The following is a 14,471-nucleotide window of genomic DNA, read 5'->3' on the forward strand; positions in this document are numbered from 1 at the left end:
GATCATTCCTCCATCACGATTTGGGTTTGGTCGATCCGCTGCGCTTGCAGCAGTGCCAGTAATTTCATTAACGGTTGCACCGGCGCTTGGCTGTCGGCAGCCACCACCACGGTGCGTTCTGGGTGGGCTTTATGGGCGGCGATAAAGGCGGCTTTGAACTGGTCAAAATCGCCAAAGGGTTGTTGGTTGAGGGCGTAGTAAGGCGCTTGCGGCAGTACGTTTACCGCCAGTGCGTGACCGTCGTTCAAGTTCACTAGGCTGGTTTCTTGCTGCTGCGGCACGTCAACCGGCAACGCCATCAGCTGGGTGTTGGCGGTTAACAGCAGAAACACCAACACGATAAAGATGATGTCGATCAGCGAGGTCAGATCGATCTGCTCGCTGAGGCCCGAGGACGGCGGTTGACTGCGGATCACGCCTGCATCTCCTGTTGGCTGCGCGGCGCGATCCCGGCCAACCACAGATTGAGGTGATTCAGTACGTGTTCCATCTTCGCCAGTTGGCGCTCGGCCCACAGATTCAGCAGATGGGCCCCGCCAATGGCAGGCAGGGCGATGCACAGCCCTGCGGCGGTGGTGTACATCGCTTGGCCAAGGCCGCTGGCCAGCAGTGCGGGGCTGACTGGGCCATCGACGCTGCCGATGGCGGCAAACATGTCGATTAAGCCCAACACCGTGCCCAGCAGCCCCAACATCGGACTGATGATGCCAATCACCATCAACAAACGCAGGCCACTGCTTAGGCGGCGGCGCTGCTTTTGCAGCCACACTTGGGCGATCTCTTCGCGCAGGCTTTTCTCTTGCTGAGCGTGGCTGAGCAACATGGCGGCCCCTTGGCACAGCAAGCTGGAATGGCTGGCCAATTGCTGCTGCAGCACGTCAATCTGCAGCGGCTGGCGGCACTCTAAGCGCTTCAGCCATGGGGCGCGGCGCCCGCTGGTGAACAGCACCAGCACGGTGCGTTCAAGCAAAATAATTAAGCTAAGACTCAGACAGATAAACAGCGGCCAGGCCATAGGGCCAAGCTGTGCGATGGAGTGTTGAATAAACGCCATGGGGTGCTCGTGGTTCAGTTAAGGGCGAAACGCACTGGGATCTGCACCCGAGATGGGTGGCCGATGCCATTGCGGGTTAGCGGCATAAATTGCCACTGCTGTACGGCGGCAAGCGCGGCGCGGTCGAGGCTGTTAAAGCCACTGCTGCTGAGCATCACCAGTTTGGTTTGGGCGCCTAATTCATCCAGCCACACCTCGATTTGGGTGGTGCCTTGCTGGTTGCGTTTGCGCGCCAAACGCGGGTATTTCGGTGGCGTTGGTGGCTGGCGGAATACCGGCTTATCCAGCTGTTCAGGTTGCAACTTGGCGCCTTGTTTACTGGCGCTTGGGGTTGCGACGGGCTCGGCTACCGGTTGCGGCTTGGGTTCTGGCTGTGGTGCCGGTTCGGGCTCAGGTTTCGGCTCAGGTTTGACGATGGGCTTCGGCACTGGCTTCGGTGTTGGTTTTGGCTGAGGTTTCGGCTGCGGCTTGGGTTCCGGCTTGGGTTCTTGCTGAGGCGTTGGCTTAGGCTTGGGCTCGGTGGCCAACCGGGCGGTGGTGATCGCCACGGTAACGCTATTACTTACCTGACCGCTGGCCACGGCGGCAGGCGTTGGGGTATCGAATGAGGCCACCACACACCCTTGGATCAGGACGGTGGTAAGGGCAGCGGCAAGGTAGCGTTTTGGGGTCACGGTAATGGCAGTTGCAAGCAATGATGGCGGCAGCATAGTCGCAAATGGAGATCAAATGCAAATACAAATAATTCGTATTTGATCTAAATCTAAAAGTGTTTTACATTGCGCCCCACTGACCACCCTAGAGCGCCGTTTTAGCTTGTTGCTTGGTATATCAAGTTGATAGCAGCAGCAAACGCCGCCGTTGTTCGGAGTGACGATGCCAAATTTGGCTTTGCAGGACGACACCATTACCGGCAAGGACTCGCCGGATCCGCTCAAATTCGCCTTTGAGCAAAAGCGCAGCGCCCACGCCGGTGGCATGAGCATGCCGCCGCTGACGGCCGACGCAGCCCAGCACAAACTGACCGAGCTATTAGGGCAACCTGGCCGCGCCGGTAAGCGCCGGGCGCTGTACATTCACATCCCTTTTTGCCGCGTGCGTTGCACCTTCTGCAGCTTTTTTCAGTACGCCTCTAGCAAGAAGCTGGTGGATCACTACTTTGAGCTGTTGCTGATTGAACTGAAGCGCAAAGCCAACACCGAATACGCCCGCAGTGCGCCGTTTCAAGCGGTGTACATTGGCGGCGGCACGCCAACGGATCTGAGCGCCGAGCAACTGCGGATCTTAGGCCAAGCGGTGCGGGATCATTTCCCCTTAAGTAACGACTGTGAATTCACCCTAGAAGGGCGCTTAAACCGCTTCAGCGACGACAAATTTGTTGGGGCGTTGGATGGCGGCATCAATCGGTTCTCGTTTGGGGTGCAAAGCTTCAATACCGAGGTGCGTAAAGCGGCCAAACGCTTAGACGACCGTGATTACATCATCAATCGTTTGCAGCAGTTAAGCGCCGCCGACGAAGCGCCGATCGTGATTGATCTGCTGTTTGGCTTGCCTTACCAGAGCGAATCGATCTGGCGCCAAGATCTGGCCGATGTGATTGAATCGGGCGTCCACGGGGTCGATCTGTATCAACTGATCGACTTGCAAGGCACGCCCATGCTGACCCACTGTGAACAGGGCAAGGCACCGCCACCGGCCAGCACCACCTTTAAATCCGAGCTGTATCGCCTTGGCGATCAGCACATGGCGCAAGAGCGTTTTCGCCAGATCAGTTGCAGCCACTGGGCGCGGGATCACCGCGAACGCAGCCTGTACAACTCAATGGTGAAATTTGGGGCTGAGATCCTGCCGATTGGCGCCGGAGCAGGTGGCAACTTTGGCGGCTTTGCCACCATGCAGCCACGGGACATCGACCAATACCAACAGCTGCTCGACGCCCAGCAATGGCCGAGCGCGATGGTGCTGCCCAAAACCGAAAATGGCCTGAAAGCCAAACTGGTTGGGTTGTGCGATGAAGGCGGCATTGCCAGCCGTGCCATTGGCGACACCCTGTTTAAGCAAGCTAAGCCGCTGTTTGCCGTATGGCAGCAACGAGGGCTGGCTACCGTGACCGATCGTCGAGTGGATTTCACATTGGCGGGCCGTTTTTGGCAGGTCAACCTGTGCAACGGCTTACTGAAATTTTTAGATACCACCAAGCAACACGCGCCACAGGGCGCCATGGAGAAAAGCGCATGAACCCATTATCGACTCAGATCGCCGAGCAACTGGACGGCAACCCCGGTTTGATGCCCGCCCAGATCGCCGCCGAACTGAACTGCAGCGAATTTGATGTGGTCGCCAACCTGCCTGCGCCGATGGTGGCGCTGCTGCCACGGGATCAACTGGATCCGTTACTTGCAGAGCTGCCGCAGTGGGGCAACACCACCACCATTATCTCGGTGGCCGGTTGCATCTTTGAATTTAAAGGGGCGTTTCCTCGCGGCAAATATGGCCACGGTTACTACAACCTGATCACCAAAGGCGACGGTTTGCATGGCCACCTAAAACTGGACGTGGTGACCGACATCGCCTTGGTGAGCAAGCCATTTATGGGATCAGAAAGCCACAGCATTCAGATGTTCGATGGCAACGGCGCCATCGTCTTTAAAATCTACTTAGGGCGCGATCGCAAACGGGTGTTGATCCCAGAACAAGTGGCTCGCTTTACCGAGCTAAAAGCCGAACACAGCAGCCAAGCCGCCTGATAAGCGCCAACCGGACGAGGTTATTGATGGACCAAGCACAAAAAAATGAACGCTTAAGCGGGCGCCTGCTGCCAGAGATTGAGGCGTTTAAACACAGCCGCCAAACCCTGCTGCTGGCCAGCATCGATGACGCTGGGTTGCCGAGCGTAAGCTACGCCCCTTATGCGGTAGATGAAGCGGGCTTTTATATTCAGATCAGCGATTTGGCCAAGCACGGCAAAAACCTAAAACAGTGTAAAAGTGTCTCGGTGATGCTGCTGCAAGATGAAGCGGAAGCCAAATCGGTGTTCGCTCGCAAGCGCTTAACCTTTGACGTGACCGCAGAGCACTTAAGCCGCGATAGCGACGATTTTGTGGCCGGTCGGGCGGCGTTAGTGGCGCGCTTTGGCGAGATGGCGGAAAACCTGTCGGCGCTGGGGGATTTCAACATGTATCGGTTGGTGCCAAGCAAAGGCTTATACGTGAAAGGCTTTGGCCAAGCGTTTGAGATTGGCGGCGCAGACATGAGCCAAATCAACTGGAAAACCGGCGAAGGCAAAGGCCACGGCCACGCGCAACCCGCGTAACCCTCGCCACTGTTGGTTACGCTAGGGCGCCGACCCTCCCTTAGGCGCCCTTGGCATTGCACCACCTCTCTTCCCCCCCCTGTTTATCTTGAGATCTGTTATGTCCCACACCACCTCCGTTCCTGTTTGGATCTTGGCGTTGTTGCGCCCTCATTGGCGCCAAGCGTTGTTGGCCGCCATCGCCTTGCTGCTTGGTTCGCTCAGTTGGTTGGCGCTGGGGCAGGGAGTGAAGTATCTGGTGGATCAAGGCTTTGGCAGCAGCAACGGCAGTGGCAGCGACACCATTGATGCGGTGATGCTGGGGATCTTAGGGCTAAGTGGGATCAGCGGCGTGGCGGCGTTTTTTCGCTTCTACCTGATGACGTGGTTGGGGGAGCGGCTAAGCGCCGACATTCGCCAAAGTGTTTACGCTCACCTGCTGACACTGTCGCCTCAGTTTTACCAAAACACTCGCACTGGCGAGGTGATCTCGCGTTTCACCAGCGACACCACGGTACTGCAACACGCGGTGGGGATGAGCCTGTCGATGGCGCTGCGTTCCAGCGTCACCATTATTGGCGGCTTGGTGATGATGCTGCTGGCCAGTGTCGAGCTTACCCTCTACGTACTGTTAGCGGTGCCAGCGGTGTTGGTGCCGATTAAGTTGTTGGGCAAAAAGGTGCGCCGTTTTGCTCGCCGCAGCCAAGATGCGGTGGCGCAGATCAGCGTGCATGTGGATGAAAGCCTGCACGCCATCCACACGGTGCAATCCTATGGCCACGAAAGCGAAGCCCAGCGCGGGTTTGAGCAGCGGGTTGAGGCGGTGCTGAGCGCGGCCTCGAAACGGATCTATTACCGCGCGTGGCTGGTGGCCAGCGTAATGACCCTAAGCATTGGAGCGATCACCATCGTGGCGTGGTTAGGGGCGCATAAAGTGCTTAATGGCGCCATGAGCGCCGGTGAGATCTCCGCCTTTTTGTTTTACGCCCTGGTTACCGCTGGTGCCGTCGCCACCATCAGTGAAGTGTTGGGGGAAGTACAGCGTGCCAGCGGCGCCGGCAGCCGCTTACTGGAACTGTTGAATAGCCCGGTAGACATTGTCGCACCAGTGCCAGCCACGCCATTGCCGCAACCGCTGCAGGGGCAACTGATCCTGCGGGATCTGTACTTTGCTTACCCCAGCGATCCACAGCAGCACGCCTTGGCGGGATTAAATTTGCAGCTGCAAGCGGGGCAGCGCACCGCCATTGTTGGCCCCAGCGGCGCGGGCAAATCCACCTTGCTGCAACTGTTGCAGCAGTTCTATCGGCCGCAGCGGGGGCAGATTTTACTGGATGGGATCGATCTGGCCACGGTGGATCCTCATCCGCTGCGACAGCAGTTTGCCTTGGTGCCACAGCAGCCGGTGATTTTTGCCAGCAGCGTGCTAGACAACATCCGTTATGGCCGCCTAGAGGCCAGCGACGACGAGGTGTATGCCGCCGCCGCTGCCGCCAACGCCAGTGAGTTCATCGAACAATTGAGCAACGGCTACCACACCGAACTGGGCGAGCGCGGCGTGCGCTTATCCGGCGGCCAAAAACAGCGCATCGCCATTGCCCGAGCCATGTTGGCGCAGCGGCCTTTGTTGCTGTTAGACGAAGCCACCAGTGCCCTAGACGCGCGCAGCGAACAACTGGTGCAGCAGGGGCTTGGCCGGTTAATGGCAGGCAAAACCAGCTTAATCATCGCCCACCGCCTCGCCACCGTGATGGACGCCGATCGCATCGTCGTGCTGAATCAAGGCCGCATTGAAGCCATCGGCACCCACCAACAGCTGCTGCAACAAAGCGCCCTGTACGCCGAATTAGCGCAACTGCAATTGGTGGGGTGATGTTGGCAGAGTGCCGAGGTTCGATGAGTGCGCAGGTTTGATAAGTGCGTAGATTCGATGAGTTCGTAGGTTTGATTAGCCGCAGGCGTAATCGAACAAGGGGTGGGCGCAGCGGCAGCGGATTGGCACAAGGGTTATGCACATCAGCTTGGTACGTGCGCCATGCCATCGCGCTGCTGTCCGTTACCCCCCACTCGGCCGTTTTTGCAGTTTGCGCTGCAGGGTGCGGCGGTGCATGCCCAGCTGGCGGGCGGTGGCAGAGACGTTGCCGTTGTTGGCGCTGAGGGTTTGATGCAGGTGCTCCCACTCGAGCCGTTCTGGCGACATCACGATCTCGGTTAGATCCTCAACCTGTGGGGCATCGCCGTTCAGTGCTTTTAACAACGATTTGGTGTCGGCGGGCTTGGCGAGGTAGTCGTCGGCGCCGCGGCGCATCGCTTCTACCGCGCTGCTGATGCTGGCAAAGCCGGTTAACAGCACCAGCCGCACTTTGGGCAGGGCGCAGCGCAGCGGTTGGATCAGTTCTAGGCCGCTGTAACCGGCCAGGTTCAGATCCAGCAGGATGTGGCTGGGCTGGGTTTGCCGCGCTTGCACCAGCGCATCGCAAACCTGATGCACCTGAATGCAGTCGTAGCCGTGCTGGCTTAAACGCCGTGCCAGCGTACCCGCAAAAACAACATCATCTTCAATAATTAACAGCTTCATGGCCGTGCTCGATAGGGCAGGGTTACGGTGGCGATAGCGCCACGGGCGGCGTGGTTGTTGCCCAGCTGCAGCTTGCCGCCCAGCCGTTCAATGCTGGCGTTGCTTAGCATCACGGCCATGCCAAACCCGTGGGGGTTGTCTACTAAGCCTTGGCCGAGCGCCTGTAAACGCTGTGGATCGATGCCGCTGCCCTGATCGGCAATCGATAAGCTGATCTCATCCTTCGCCAGATGCCACTGCATCATCAAGCTGTTTTGCTGTTGCTGCTGATTGGCGTTAACCGCATTTTGCGCCAAGTTCAGCAGTGCAGGCAGCAGCATCGCATCGGTTTTCAACTGCCCTGTTGGTACGGATGATGGCCACTGTTGCTGCTGTTCGGGGTATTGCAGAGTGATGATGGCGGCCAGTTGCTGCTGCAGTTCGCTGGCGTGAACCCAGCGCTGCTGGTTGTGGCGCACATCATTGGCCAACTGGCGAAAGTAATTAAGGTGATCGCCACACTGGGCGATTGGCTGTGCTAATTCGTTGATGGCGGGGCTGTTTGGGTATTGCTCGGCCAGTTCTTCGTACAGCAGTTGGATGGTGGCGAGCGGCGTGGCGAGGTTATGGGTAACTTGAGCCGATGCGGTGCCCAGCGCCAGCAGCTGTTCTTGCTGTAACTGCATTTCGCGGCTTTGGGCTAAGCGCCGTTCGCGACGGACGATCATCTTAGCCATGGTGCCAACCACTAAGCTCACCACCACGGCCGACAACAGAAAACTGACCCACATGCCAAGGTAGTGTTCGGTCATGTCCATTTCATGCATCACCATCATTTTGGGCATGTTGTACACCAGCAGGCTGTACGCGCCGATGGCAGACAAGGTAACCACAAACAGGTGCAGCAGCGGCAGGCTTACCCCAGCAAACACCACTGGCAGCAACAACACCGAAACAAAGGCGTTGGTGGCGCCACCGGAATAGGCCAACAGAGCGGTGTAAAGCACCAGATCGAGCATGATTTGCAGCAGTTGGGTGGTGCGCCCCAATTGGGTTTGGCGCCACAGCAACATCATGCTGATCAGGTGCAGCACCGTGCCGCTGGCCACGATAAGCGCGCGGGCTTGGTCGATGCTGTTGCTGCCTTGCCACCAAGGCAAAAGCGCCAGAATTATGGCCACCAAGGGCAGCCAAATTGAACGAAAAACGAGTAGTTTATGGCAGCTGCTGGCCGCGATAAGTGACTGGTTTAAATGGTGAAAAGAAAGGTTCAAAATCAAGGCCAGCGGGTGAAAGAACGCTCATTTTAAAGCAAGCAATGGCACTTACAATGGCTGGGGTGCGACCAATTGTCGCAGTTGTTTAGGTTTTGCTTTGGGTCATGGCCAAGATCCGTATTAATGCACCGAATTGGTTGAGTTGATAGGGATGTAGCGCCAAATGATGAAGGCAAAAATGATCAGCGTCGCCGTGGCTGTGCAGTGGGCTTTGTGGGCCCCCACCGCGCTGGCGATGATACAAGATAAGGCCATGTTGGGCGGCGACGAGGCCACGGTAAAGGCCGCCGCCGATGCGCCGCAACGCTGTGATAAGCACAGCTGCGACGAAGTGATTGTGATTGTGGCAGACACCATGCAACAAGCGTTAACCACGGTTGCCAACCCCAAGCTGCCACGGCAGCCGATCCCCACCTTTGATGGCTCTGGTTTTTTGAAAACCATCCCCGGCTTTAACGTTACCCGCAAAGGCGGTGCCGGTGGCGACATCAGTTTGCGCGGCATGGCCGGTTCGCGCATCAGCGTGCTGAACGATGGCCAGCAGATTGGTGGCACCTGCGGTGGCCGTATGGATCCCCCCACCAACTACATCGCCCCCGATACCTACGAACAGGTAACGGTGATTAAGGGGCCGCAAACGGTGAAATACGGCCCAGTAGGCAGTGCCGGAACGGTGCTGTTTGAGCGGGATCATTACGGCATGGATCAAGCCGGATCAGAAGGGCGAGCGGCGTTAACCTTAGGCAGTTTTGATCGACTGGATTACGTGACCGAAATTAAGGTGGGCGACGGCCAGTACTACAGCAGCTTGGATCTGAACGGATCAGAAAGCGATCACTATAAGGATGGCGACGGCAAGCCGATCCAATCCCGTTACGATCGGGACAATTTAAGCGCTGCCTTTGGTTGGGCCCCTAGCGACGATCAGGTGGTCGAGTTGAGTTACGGGCAATCCAGCGGCAGCGCCGAATACGCCGATCGAACCAATAAGGCTCGGGTTATTGATAATGAAAACGGGTCGTTGCTGGCGAAAACCGCGCTGGATCAGCCGCTGCTGAAGCAATTGGAGTTCCAAGGCTACTGGAACGAAAACGACCACATTATGGATAATTTCGATAAGGGCGGCGATGACGCGATGGGGATGAACCCGCGCCGCACCACCTACGGCGCGCACCTGTGGGCAGAGCTGGAGTTCGACCGGAATTGGCAAGCGACCGTGGGCGTTGATTTTATTGATTCCACCCAAGAGATGCGCGGCGGTAAAACCTTAACGCAACTGCACGCTGCGGCCTTCAATAAGGTGTTTAACCAACAAAATGTCGGGCTGTTTGTGGAGGCTGAACACCGCCTCGGCACTGGCACACTGTTCAGTGGCGTGCGTTACGATAACTGGCAAACCACGTTGCTGGGTTCGTGGGCGAGCGGCGCTAAAGCCACCGACAACAGCGATGATCTGTTCAGCGGTTTTGTGCGCTATCAGTACGATATTGGCCAGCATCAATACTACGCTGGGTTGGGCCATTCCGAGCGGATTGCCGATTACTGGGAAGTGATGCGCGCGGGCAAAACACTGACCCTAGAGACCGAACAAACCAATCAGTTGGATATTGGCTGGATCTATTCTGGCGCGGTTGAGTTAACCACCTCATTGTTCTACGCCGATCTGCAGGATTATATTCTGATTGATGTGAATGCTGCTCCGGCGGCGCGCAACATCGACGCTACTTTGTTTGGTGGCGAAGCCTCTGCCAAGTACGACTTTGCTGATAATTGGAATGCACTTGCCACCGTGGCCTACAGCCACGGCGACAACGACAGCGATGATGTGGCCTTGGGGCAGGTATCGCCGCTGGAAGGCCGCTTGGCGCTGAATTACCAACGGCAGAACTGGTCGTTTGGTGCTCTGTGGCGATTGGTGGCGCAGCAAGATCGCGTAGCGGAAGGGCAGGGCAATATTGTGGGCCAGGATCTTGGGGAAACTGCCGGCTTTGGGGTGGTGTCGTTCAACGGCGCTTGGCAACCGTCGGATCAATTTCGGCTGAGCTTCGGCATTGATAACGTGCTGGATAAGCAATACGCAGAACACATCGCCAAAAGCGGCGCTGGTAATGATGCGTTGCCGATTAACCAGCGCACTCGGCAGGTGAACGAACCCGGCCGCAGTGGCTGGATCAAGCTCGGTTACGAGTTCTAACTCGGCACATCAGCGCGACCGTGCATCACACTAAAACGTCGCTAACGCGGCGTTTTTTCTTGAAGGTCATTGGTGGCGTGGTGGCGCTGGTGATGTTAGGGCAAAGGAGTCGGGCGACGGTTATCCGTTGCTGCGGTGATGCACCGCGCGGCCTTTATGTCGATGTGTCAGCGGTTGGCATGAGGTACCACAGCACCAAGGCCACCAAAAATAGGGCGGGAATGTCGCCAAGCATATTGGCATGCTCGGTTTCATCGATAATGGCTTGCACCAGCATGATGCCGCCATGAACAATGCTCGACCAAACGGTGAACCAAATCAGGCTGGCGTGGGCCAGTGGATCTTTGCCAGCCCGAATAAGAAACACCCCTAATGTGATGTAGATCCCCATGATCATCTGTTCATATTCCGGCTGAGCTGGGGTCCAGCTCCAGCCTGAAGGCCAAATCACCATCATCATGGCGGGCACGGCGACAATGAACATGATCCCAATGGCATAGAGTGCAATTTTAAGCAGCTTAATGTTTCCTTTCGGGTTCATCACTTTTCCTATTGAGATCAGTTCAGTTTTACAGGATCGGGCGGTTTATAAGCGCAAAGGTGCCGATGAAGTGGCAGGGGGTTTTTTACGCTGACGCTGGTAGCCATAAAGGGTGACAACAGTTGCTGTGTTGCTGGGTAAGATGTTGATTAACGGTTGTTATTTAAGGGTTTGTTATGTGAGTGCGAATAACAGATCCCAGCCAGAATCATTCCCCTTTACGCAGAGGATTAATTATAACGGGGAATAATCAGAGTGCAGGTTTATTAGAGGGGAAAATAACCCACGGCTTTTTACGGTGATTAAATAAATCGATTTAACCACCCATTTTATTTTTCTAATTAAGCGCTTAGTACTCACAGCGAGGCTTGGCGCCCGTGTTGCGAGTTACTGTAGGCATAGCTGATAGCTGGTAACTGATAGCGGTGTCGGGCAAAGGCAGCCAGTGGCATAGCGTAAGTGCTGCACGCAGCATATTGGCCACTGGCTTCGACGCAGATTATCCGCCGCAATGGGCAGGCACTGGCATTAACGCCGCCGTTAGCGGGAAGAGGGCACCATTGGCAGCGGCACCACCAGTTGCATTAACAACAGCGGCAGGGCGATCAAGTTGGCCATTAGCCACAGCAGCTGTTCCGCCAAGGCGTCCAGTTGCAGATAGAACAGAGTGCTGGCGATCGCCATCAACATGACCGCAGGGGTACGCCAATAGGACGGCAGTAGGCCGTGATCACCATTGGCTTTGGGGCGGCTTAACAGCAGCAGGGTGATGCTGGCGAGCAGAATAATGACTGAACTGTTCATGGTGTCGATCCTTATTGGTGATGGGCTCAAGATCCGTTTGAGTCGTTTGTGGTGCAGCCCATCGTTACTCACTCTGAAAAGGCTGTAAATGATAACAGTTGTCATTTGTTCGATGGTGGCTTCAATTTGTGATCCGGTCGTCGTCACCAAGGCGGTTGCAGTAGCTTTTTTCAACAATATCGCGCGCACTCGCTTGATTGTGGTGGTGACTTTCAGGCAGGGCGATGCCACCCAAGCCGAGCTAATGGGCGTCATGCCACTCGCTCTTAAGTGAGCGGCATGACGCCAATCGACTCAGCTTGCTGACTGGCGGGGATCGACGCCGTGCGTTAAGCGTGTTGGCATTGGCGCTGGATCAGGGCTCTTAGCCAGCGGTGGGCGGGATCGTTCCCGCGATGTTTATGCCAAAACAGGGTGTAACTCAGTGGCGATAACGACAGTGGCAGCGGCAGTATGGTCAGCGGATGCAGGCTGGCCATGTAGTGGGCGTAGCGCTGGGGCAGGGTGGCGATCATGTGGGTGTGGCTGCACAGCTCGGCGGCGCTGTACAGATCCGGCACATACAGCGCCACGTCCCGCGGTGTGCCTTGCGCTGCTAGGGTGGAATCCAGCAGCCAGCGCTCCTGTTGGTAAGACTTGATGGCGATGTGGCGCTGCGACAGGTAGCCGTGGCGATCCCAGTTGGCGCGTAACAGCGGGTGGTTGCTGCTAACCACACAACACAGCGGATCTTGAAACAGCTCGAGGGCATCGATGTCGTCTGGTTTGGCGAGGGTTGGCACGCCGTCACCGGGGTCGCGATCGGTGCCGGTAATGGCAAAATCCAACTGCCCTTGTTGCAACCGCTCAAACGTATCGGCGCCCCAATTGCTGCCCTCAAGGGTGATCCCCGGGGCTTGGCTAAACAGCGTGCCAATAAATTTGGGAAACAGTAACGCATACAGGCTTTCCACGGCGGCGATGCGAAAGCTGGCGCGGCTTCGGCTGGGATCGAAGTGATCGGCGCGGGTGAGGTTGTCTATCCCAAACAAGAGCTCGGCCAGCAGCGGCTGCAACCGTCTGGCTTTGGCGGTGGGGGCCATGCCATAGCCGGCGCGGGTGAACAGCGGATCATCAAACAGTTGCCGTAATCGCGCCAAATTTTTACTGACGGCGGATTGGCTTAAATGCAGCCGCTCGGCGGCTTTGGTGACGTTGTTGCACTCCAGCAGCACATGCAAACACACCAGCAGATTGAGATCGATCCGGGCTAATTTCTCAAACGACATAAGCGGTTAAATAACTATTCCTGACAGGGATTGTTATGCGGATTATGTATCATTATTGCGACTTTTACCGCTGGGTTATGCTGCGCCGCATCGATTGCCTGATCTTAAGTGGAGTTCTTATGTTGGATCTGATGATTACCGTTGCTATTGGCCTGATTGGTGGCATTGCGGTGGGGACACAAGCGCCGATTGCGGCGGCGATGTCGCAGCGCGTGGGGGGCGCCGCCAGCAGCGTGATCGTCCACGCCGGTGGCTTGGTGGCGTCGCTGTTGTTGCTGTTTGGCCGCGGCGGCGAAGGCATGAGCCAATGGCGGGAGTTGCCGTGGTACATGCTTGGTTGCGGCGCGTTGGGCTTGGTGCTGTATTTGACCATCAGCCACACTATGCCCAAATTGGGCGCGGTGGCGGCCATTGCGCTGATCATCATCGGCCAGCTCGTGGCTGGGGTGGTGATCGATTCCCTTGGGGCCTTTGGGGCTGTGCCCAAAGCGTTGGATCTGACTCGATTAGTGGGGATCGGCGTGTTGTTGCTGGGCGCCTACTTGGTGATCAAATAAGGCCAGAGTTGGTCGCGTATTAAGGACAGGAGCAGCGCATGAAAGTGCTTATTACCGGCTCGGCCGGGCGCATTGGCCGTCATATCTATGTGCAACTGATGGCGCAGCATGAGGTGGTGGGGTTTGATCGTAGCCCCTGCTCCACCACCGATGTGGTTGGCGATCTGCGCGATCGGGCGTTGCTGGATAAGGCGCTAATTGGGGTGGAGGTATTGATCCACTGCGCCGCCTTGCACGCGCCGCAGTTGGGGCATTGCAGCGACGATGAATTTACCGACATCAATGTGCAAGCCACCGAGCAGTTGCTGCAGCTGGCCGCCAAGCATCAGGTGGCCCACATCATCTATACCAGTACCACCGCGCTTTATGGCGAGGCATCCACCCCCACCGGGCGCGCGGGTTGGATTAACGAAGCGACGTTGCCGCAACCGAAAACCATCTACCACCGCAGTAAAGTTGCCGCCGAGCAGCGTTTGCAACAATTCGCTGTGGCGCAAGGGCTGCCGGTGACGGTGCTGCGGATCGGCCGCTGCTTTCCCGAAGCGGCGGATAAGATGGCGGTGTATCGGTTACACCGCGGCATCGATGCCCGCGATGTGGCCTCGGCTCATTGTTGTGCGCTGAATCAGCGCTTATCTGGTTTTAACTGCTTTATTATCTCGGCGCCAACGCCGTTTCGTCAGCGCCATTGTCAGCAGCTGTTTGAGGGGGCGGATCAACTGATCACTGAGCTGGAGCCGCAACTGGCGGCGGAGTTTGCGAGGCGTGGCTGGTTGCTGCCGCGGCGCATTGATCGGGTTTATGACTCGTCGCTGGCGCAACAACGGCTGGGCTGGCGGCCGCGTTATGGCTACCAAGGGGTACTGGATCTGTTAGACGAGCACATCGCCGAAGTGCTGCCGGTGCGCCGGTGCGAGCGGCACTGAA

Annotated in this window: 16 protein-coding genes; 8 read left to right on the top strand and 8 right to left on the bottom strand. The window is 57.1% G+C overall.

Going from position 1 to position 14,471, the window contains the following annotated elements:
- Positions 1–2: 2 nt before the first annotated feature.
- From Q0796_RS09595 to Q0796_RS09605, 3 genes are read right to left on the bottom strand one after another with little or no spacing between them, the layout of a single operon-like run.
- On the bottom strand, positions 3–416 hold the full coding sequence (locus tag Q0796_RS09595; RefSeq protein ID WP_298442317.1) for a biopolymer transporter ExbD: 414 nt from the start codon (positions 414–416) through the stop codon (positions 3–5).
- Positions 413–1,054: a MotA/TolQ/ExbB proton channel family protein gene (locus tag Q0796_RS09600; protein ID WP_298442318.1), complete on the bottom strand. Its 642-nt coding sequence runs from the start codon at positions 1,052–1,054 to the stop codon at positions 413–415. Before Q0796_RS09600 ends, Q0796_RS09595 begins: the two co-directional genes overlap by 4 nt.
- A gap of 14 nt (positions 1,055–1,068) precedes the next feature.
- Complete coding sequence (locus Q0796_RS09605; RefSeq protein ID WP_298442320.1) at positions 1,069–1,728, bottom strand: energy transducer TonB; 660 nt, start codon at positions 1,726–1,728, stop codon at positions 1,069–1,071.
- Positions 1,729–1,930: 202 nt separating this feature from the next.
- Here Q0796_RS09605 and hutW point away from each other — a divergent pair, with 202 nt between their 5' ends.
- The 4 genes from hutW to Q0796_RS09625 all read left to right on the top strand — a co-directional run bounded on the left by hutW (position 1,931) and on the right by Q0796_RS09625 (position 6,219).
- Complete coding sequence (hutW, locus tag Q0796_RS09610; protein WP_298442322.1) at positions 1,931–3,292, top strand: heme anaerobic degradation radical SAM methyltransferase ChuW/HutW; 1,362 nt, start codon at positions 1,931–1,933, stop codon at positions 3,290–3,292.
- Positions 3,289–3,801, top strand: coding sequence for a heme utilization cystosolic carrier protein HutX (gene hutX / locus Q0796_RS09615; RefSeq protein WP_298442324.1), 513 nt, complete (start codon positions 3,289–3,291; stop codon positions 3,799–3,801). The genes hutW and hutX overlap by 4 nt, the downstream gene beginning before the upstream one ends.
- Positions 3,802–3,827: 26 nt before the next feature.
- Positions 3,828–4,367, top strand: a complete 540-nt coding sequence (locus Q0796_RS09620) for a pyridoxamine 5'-phosphate oxidase family protein (protein ID WP_298442326.1) — start codon at positions 3,828–3,830, stop codon at positions 4,365–4,367.
- Between the two features lie 100 nt (positions 4,368–4,467).
- Complete coding sequence (locus Q0796_RS09625) at positions 4,468–6,219, top strand: ABC transporter transmembrane domain-containing protein (protein WP_298442328.1); 1,752 nt, start codon at positions 4,468–4,470, stop codon at positions 6,217–6,219.
- 183 nt (positions 6,220–6,402) lie between these two features.
- On the opposite strand, the gene Q0796_RS09630 is transcribed toward Q0796_RS09625, so the two are convergent.
- A complete protein-coding gene (locus Q0796_RS09630; protein ID WP_298442330.1) occupies positions 6,403–6,924 on the bottom strand; it encodes a response regulator in 522 nt (173 codons plus the stop codon).
- Positions 6,921–8,084 carry an ATP-binding protein gene (locus tag Q0796_RS09635; protein WP_298442331.1) on the bottom strand — a complete coding sequence of 388 codons (1,164 nt, stop codon included), beginning with the start codon at positions 8,082–8,084 and terminating at the stop codon, positions 6,921–6,923. Before Q0796_RS09635 ends, Q0796_RS09630 begins: the two co-directional genes overlap by 4 nt.
- Positions 8,085–8,343: 259 nt before the next feature.
- Here Q0796_RS09635 and Q0796_RS09640 point away from each other — a divergent pair, with 259 nt between their 5' ends.
- Positions 8,344–10,374: a TonB-dependent copper receptor gene (locus Q0796_RS09640; RefSeq protein ID WP_298442333.1), complete on the top strand. Its 2,031-nt coding sequence runs from the start codon at positions 8,344–8,346 to the stop codon at positions 10,372–10,374.
- 154 nt (positions 10,375–10,528) lie between these two features.
- On the opposite strand, the gene Q0796_RS09645 is transcribed toward Q0796_RS09640, so the two are convergent.
- Together Q0796_RS09645 and Q0796_RS09650 are read right to left on the bottom strand one after the other, a co-directional pair.
- Positions 10,529–10,915, bottom strand: coding sequence for a DUF6632 domain-containing protein (locus Q0796_RS09645; RefSeq protein ID WP_298442335.1), 387 nt, complete (start codon positions 10,913–10,915; stop codon positions 10,529–10,531).
- Positions 10,916–11,455: 540 nt separating this feature from the next.
- Positions 11,456–11,719: a hypothetical protein gene (locus Q0796_RS09650; protein ID WP_298442337.1), complete on the bottom strand. Its 264-nt coding sequence runs from the start codon at positions 11,717–11,719 to the stop codon at positions 11,456–11,458.
- A gap of 88 nt (positions 11,720–11,807) precedes the next feature.
- Between Q0796_RS09650 and Q0796_RS09655 the strand changes: the two genes are divergently transcribed.
- Complete coding sequence (locus Q0796_RS09655; RefSeq protein ID WP_298442339.1) at positions 11,808–11,993, top strand: hypothetical protein; 186 nt, start codon at positions 11,808–11,810, stop codon at positions 11,991–11,993.
- A gap of 55 nt (positions 11,994–12,048) precedes the next feature.
- Here the strand turns inward: Q0796_RS09655 and Q0796_RS09660 are convergent, their stop codons facing one another.
- Positions 12,049–12,987, bottom strand: a complete 939-nt coding sequence (locus Q0796_RS09660) for a LysR substrate-binding domain-containing protein (protein ID WP_298442341.1) — start codon at positions 12,985–12,987, stop codon at positions 12,049–12,051.
- 119 nt (positions 12,988–13,106) lie between these two features.
- Between Q0796_RS09660 and Q0796_RS09665 the strand changes: the two genes are divergently transcribed.
- Both Q0796_RS09665 and Q0796_RS09670 read left to right on the top strand, forming a co-directional pair.
- Positions 13,107–13,544, top strand: coding sequence for a DMT family transporter (locus Q0796_RS09665; RefSeq protein ID WP_298442342.1), 438 nt, complete (start codon positions 13,107–13,109; stop codon positions 13,542–13,544).
- 38 nt (positions 13,545–13,582) lie between these two features.
- Complete coding sequence (locus Q0796_RS09670) at positions 13,583–14,470, top strand: NAD(P)-dependent oxidoreductase (RefSeq protein WP_298442344.1); 888 nt, start codon at positions 13,583–13,585, stop codon at positions 14,468–14,470.
- Position 14,471: the final 1 nt, after the last annotated feature.

This window comes from uncultured Ferrimonas sp. (genome assembly GCF_947489035.1).
In the GTDB taxonomy this organism is placed as follows: Bacteria; Pseudomonadota; Gammaproteobacteria; order Enterobacterales; family Shewanellaceae; genus Ferrimonas.

Excerpts from the sequence above, each read along its gene's own strand:
- Q0796_RS09620 (WP_298442326.1), top strand. The coding sequence starts at position 3,828 with ATGGACCAAGCACAAAAAAATGAACGCTTAAGCGGGCGCCTGCTGCCA.
- hutW (WP_298442322.1), top strand. The coding sequence starts at position 1,931 with ATGCCAAATTTGGCTTTGCAGGACGACACCATTACCGGCAAGGACTCG.
- Q0796_RS09655 (WP_298442339.1), top strand. The coding sequence starts at position 11,808 with ATGATAACAGTTGTCATTTGTTCGATGGTGGCTTCAATTTGTGATCCG.
- Q0796_RS09660 (WP_298442341.1), bottom strand. The coding sequence starts at position 12,987 with ATGTCGTTTGAGAAATTAGCCCGGATCGATCTCAATCTGCTGGTGTGT.
- Q0796_RS09670 (WP_298442344.1), top strand. The coding sequence starts at position 13,583 with ATGAAAGTGCTTATTACCGGCTCGGCCGGGCGCATTGGCCGTCATATC.
- Q0796_RS09665 (WP_298442342.1), top strand. The coding sequence starts at position 13,107 with ATGTTGGATCTGATGATTACCGTTGCTATTGGCCTGATTGGTGGCATT.
- Q0796_RS09630 (WP_298442330.1), bottom strand. The coding sequence starts at position 6,924 with ATGAAGCTGTTAATTATTGAAGATGATGTTGTTTTTGCGGGTACGCTG.
- Q0796_RS09650 (WP_298442337.1), bottom strand. The coding sequence starts at position 11,719 with ATGAACAGTTCAGTCATTATTCTGCTCGCCAGCATCACCCTGCTGCTG.
- Q0796_RS09625 (WP_298442328.1), top strand. The coding sequence starts at position 4,468 with ATGTCCCACACCACCTCCGTTCCTGTTTGGATCTTGGCGTTGTTGCGC.
- hutX (WP_298442324.1), top strand. The coding sequence starts at position 3,289 with ATGAACCCATTATCGACTCAGATCGCCGAGCAACTGGACGGCAACCCC.
- Q0796_RS09600 (WP_298442318.1), bottom strand. The coding sequence starts at position 1,054 with ATGGCGTTTATTCAACACTCCATCGCACAGCTTGGCCCTATGGCCTGG.
- Q0796_RS09645 (WP_298442335.1), bottom strand. The coding sequence starts at position 10,915 with ATGAACCCGAAAGGAAACATTAAGCTGCTTAAAATTGCACTCTATGCC.
- Q0796_RS09640 (WP_298442333.1), top strand. The coding sequence starts at position 8,344 with ATGATGAAGGCAAAAATGATCAGCGTCGCCGTGGCTGTGCAGTGGGCT.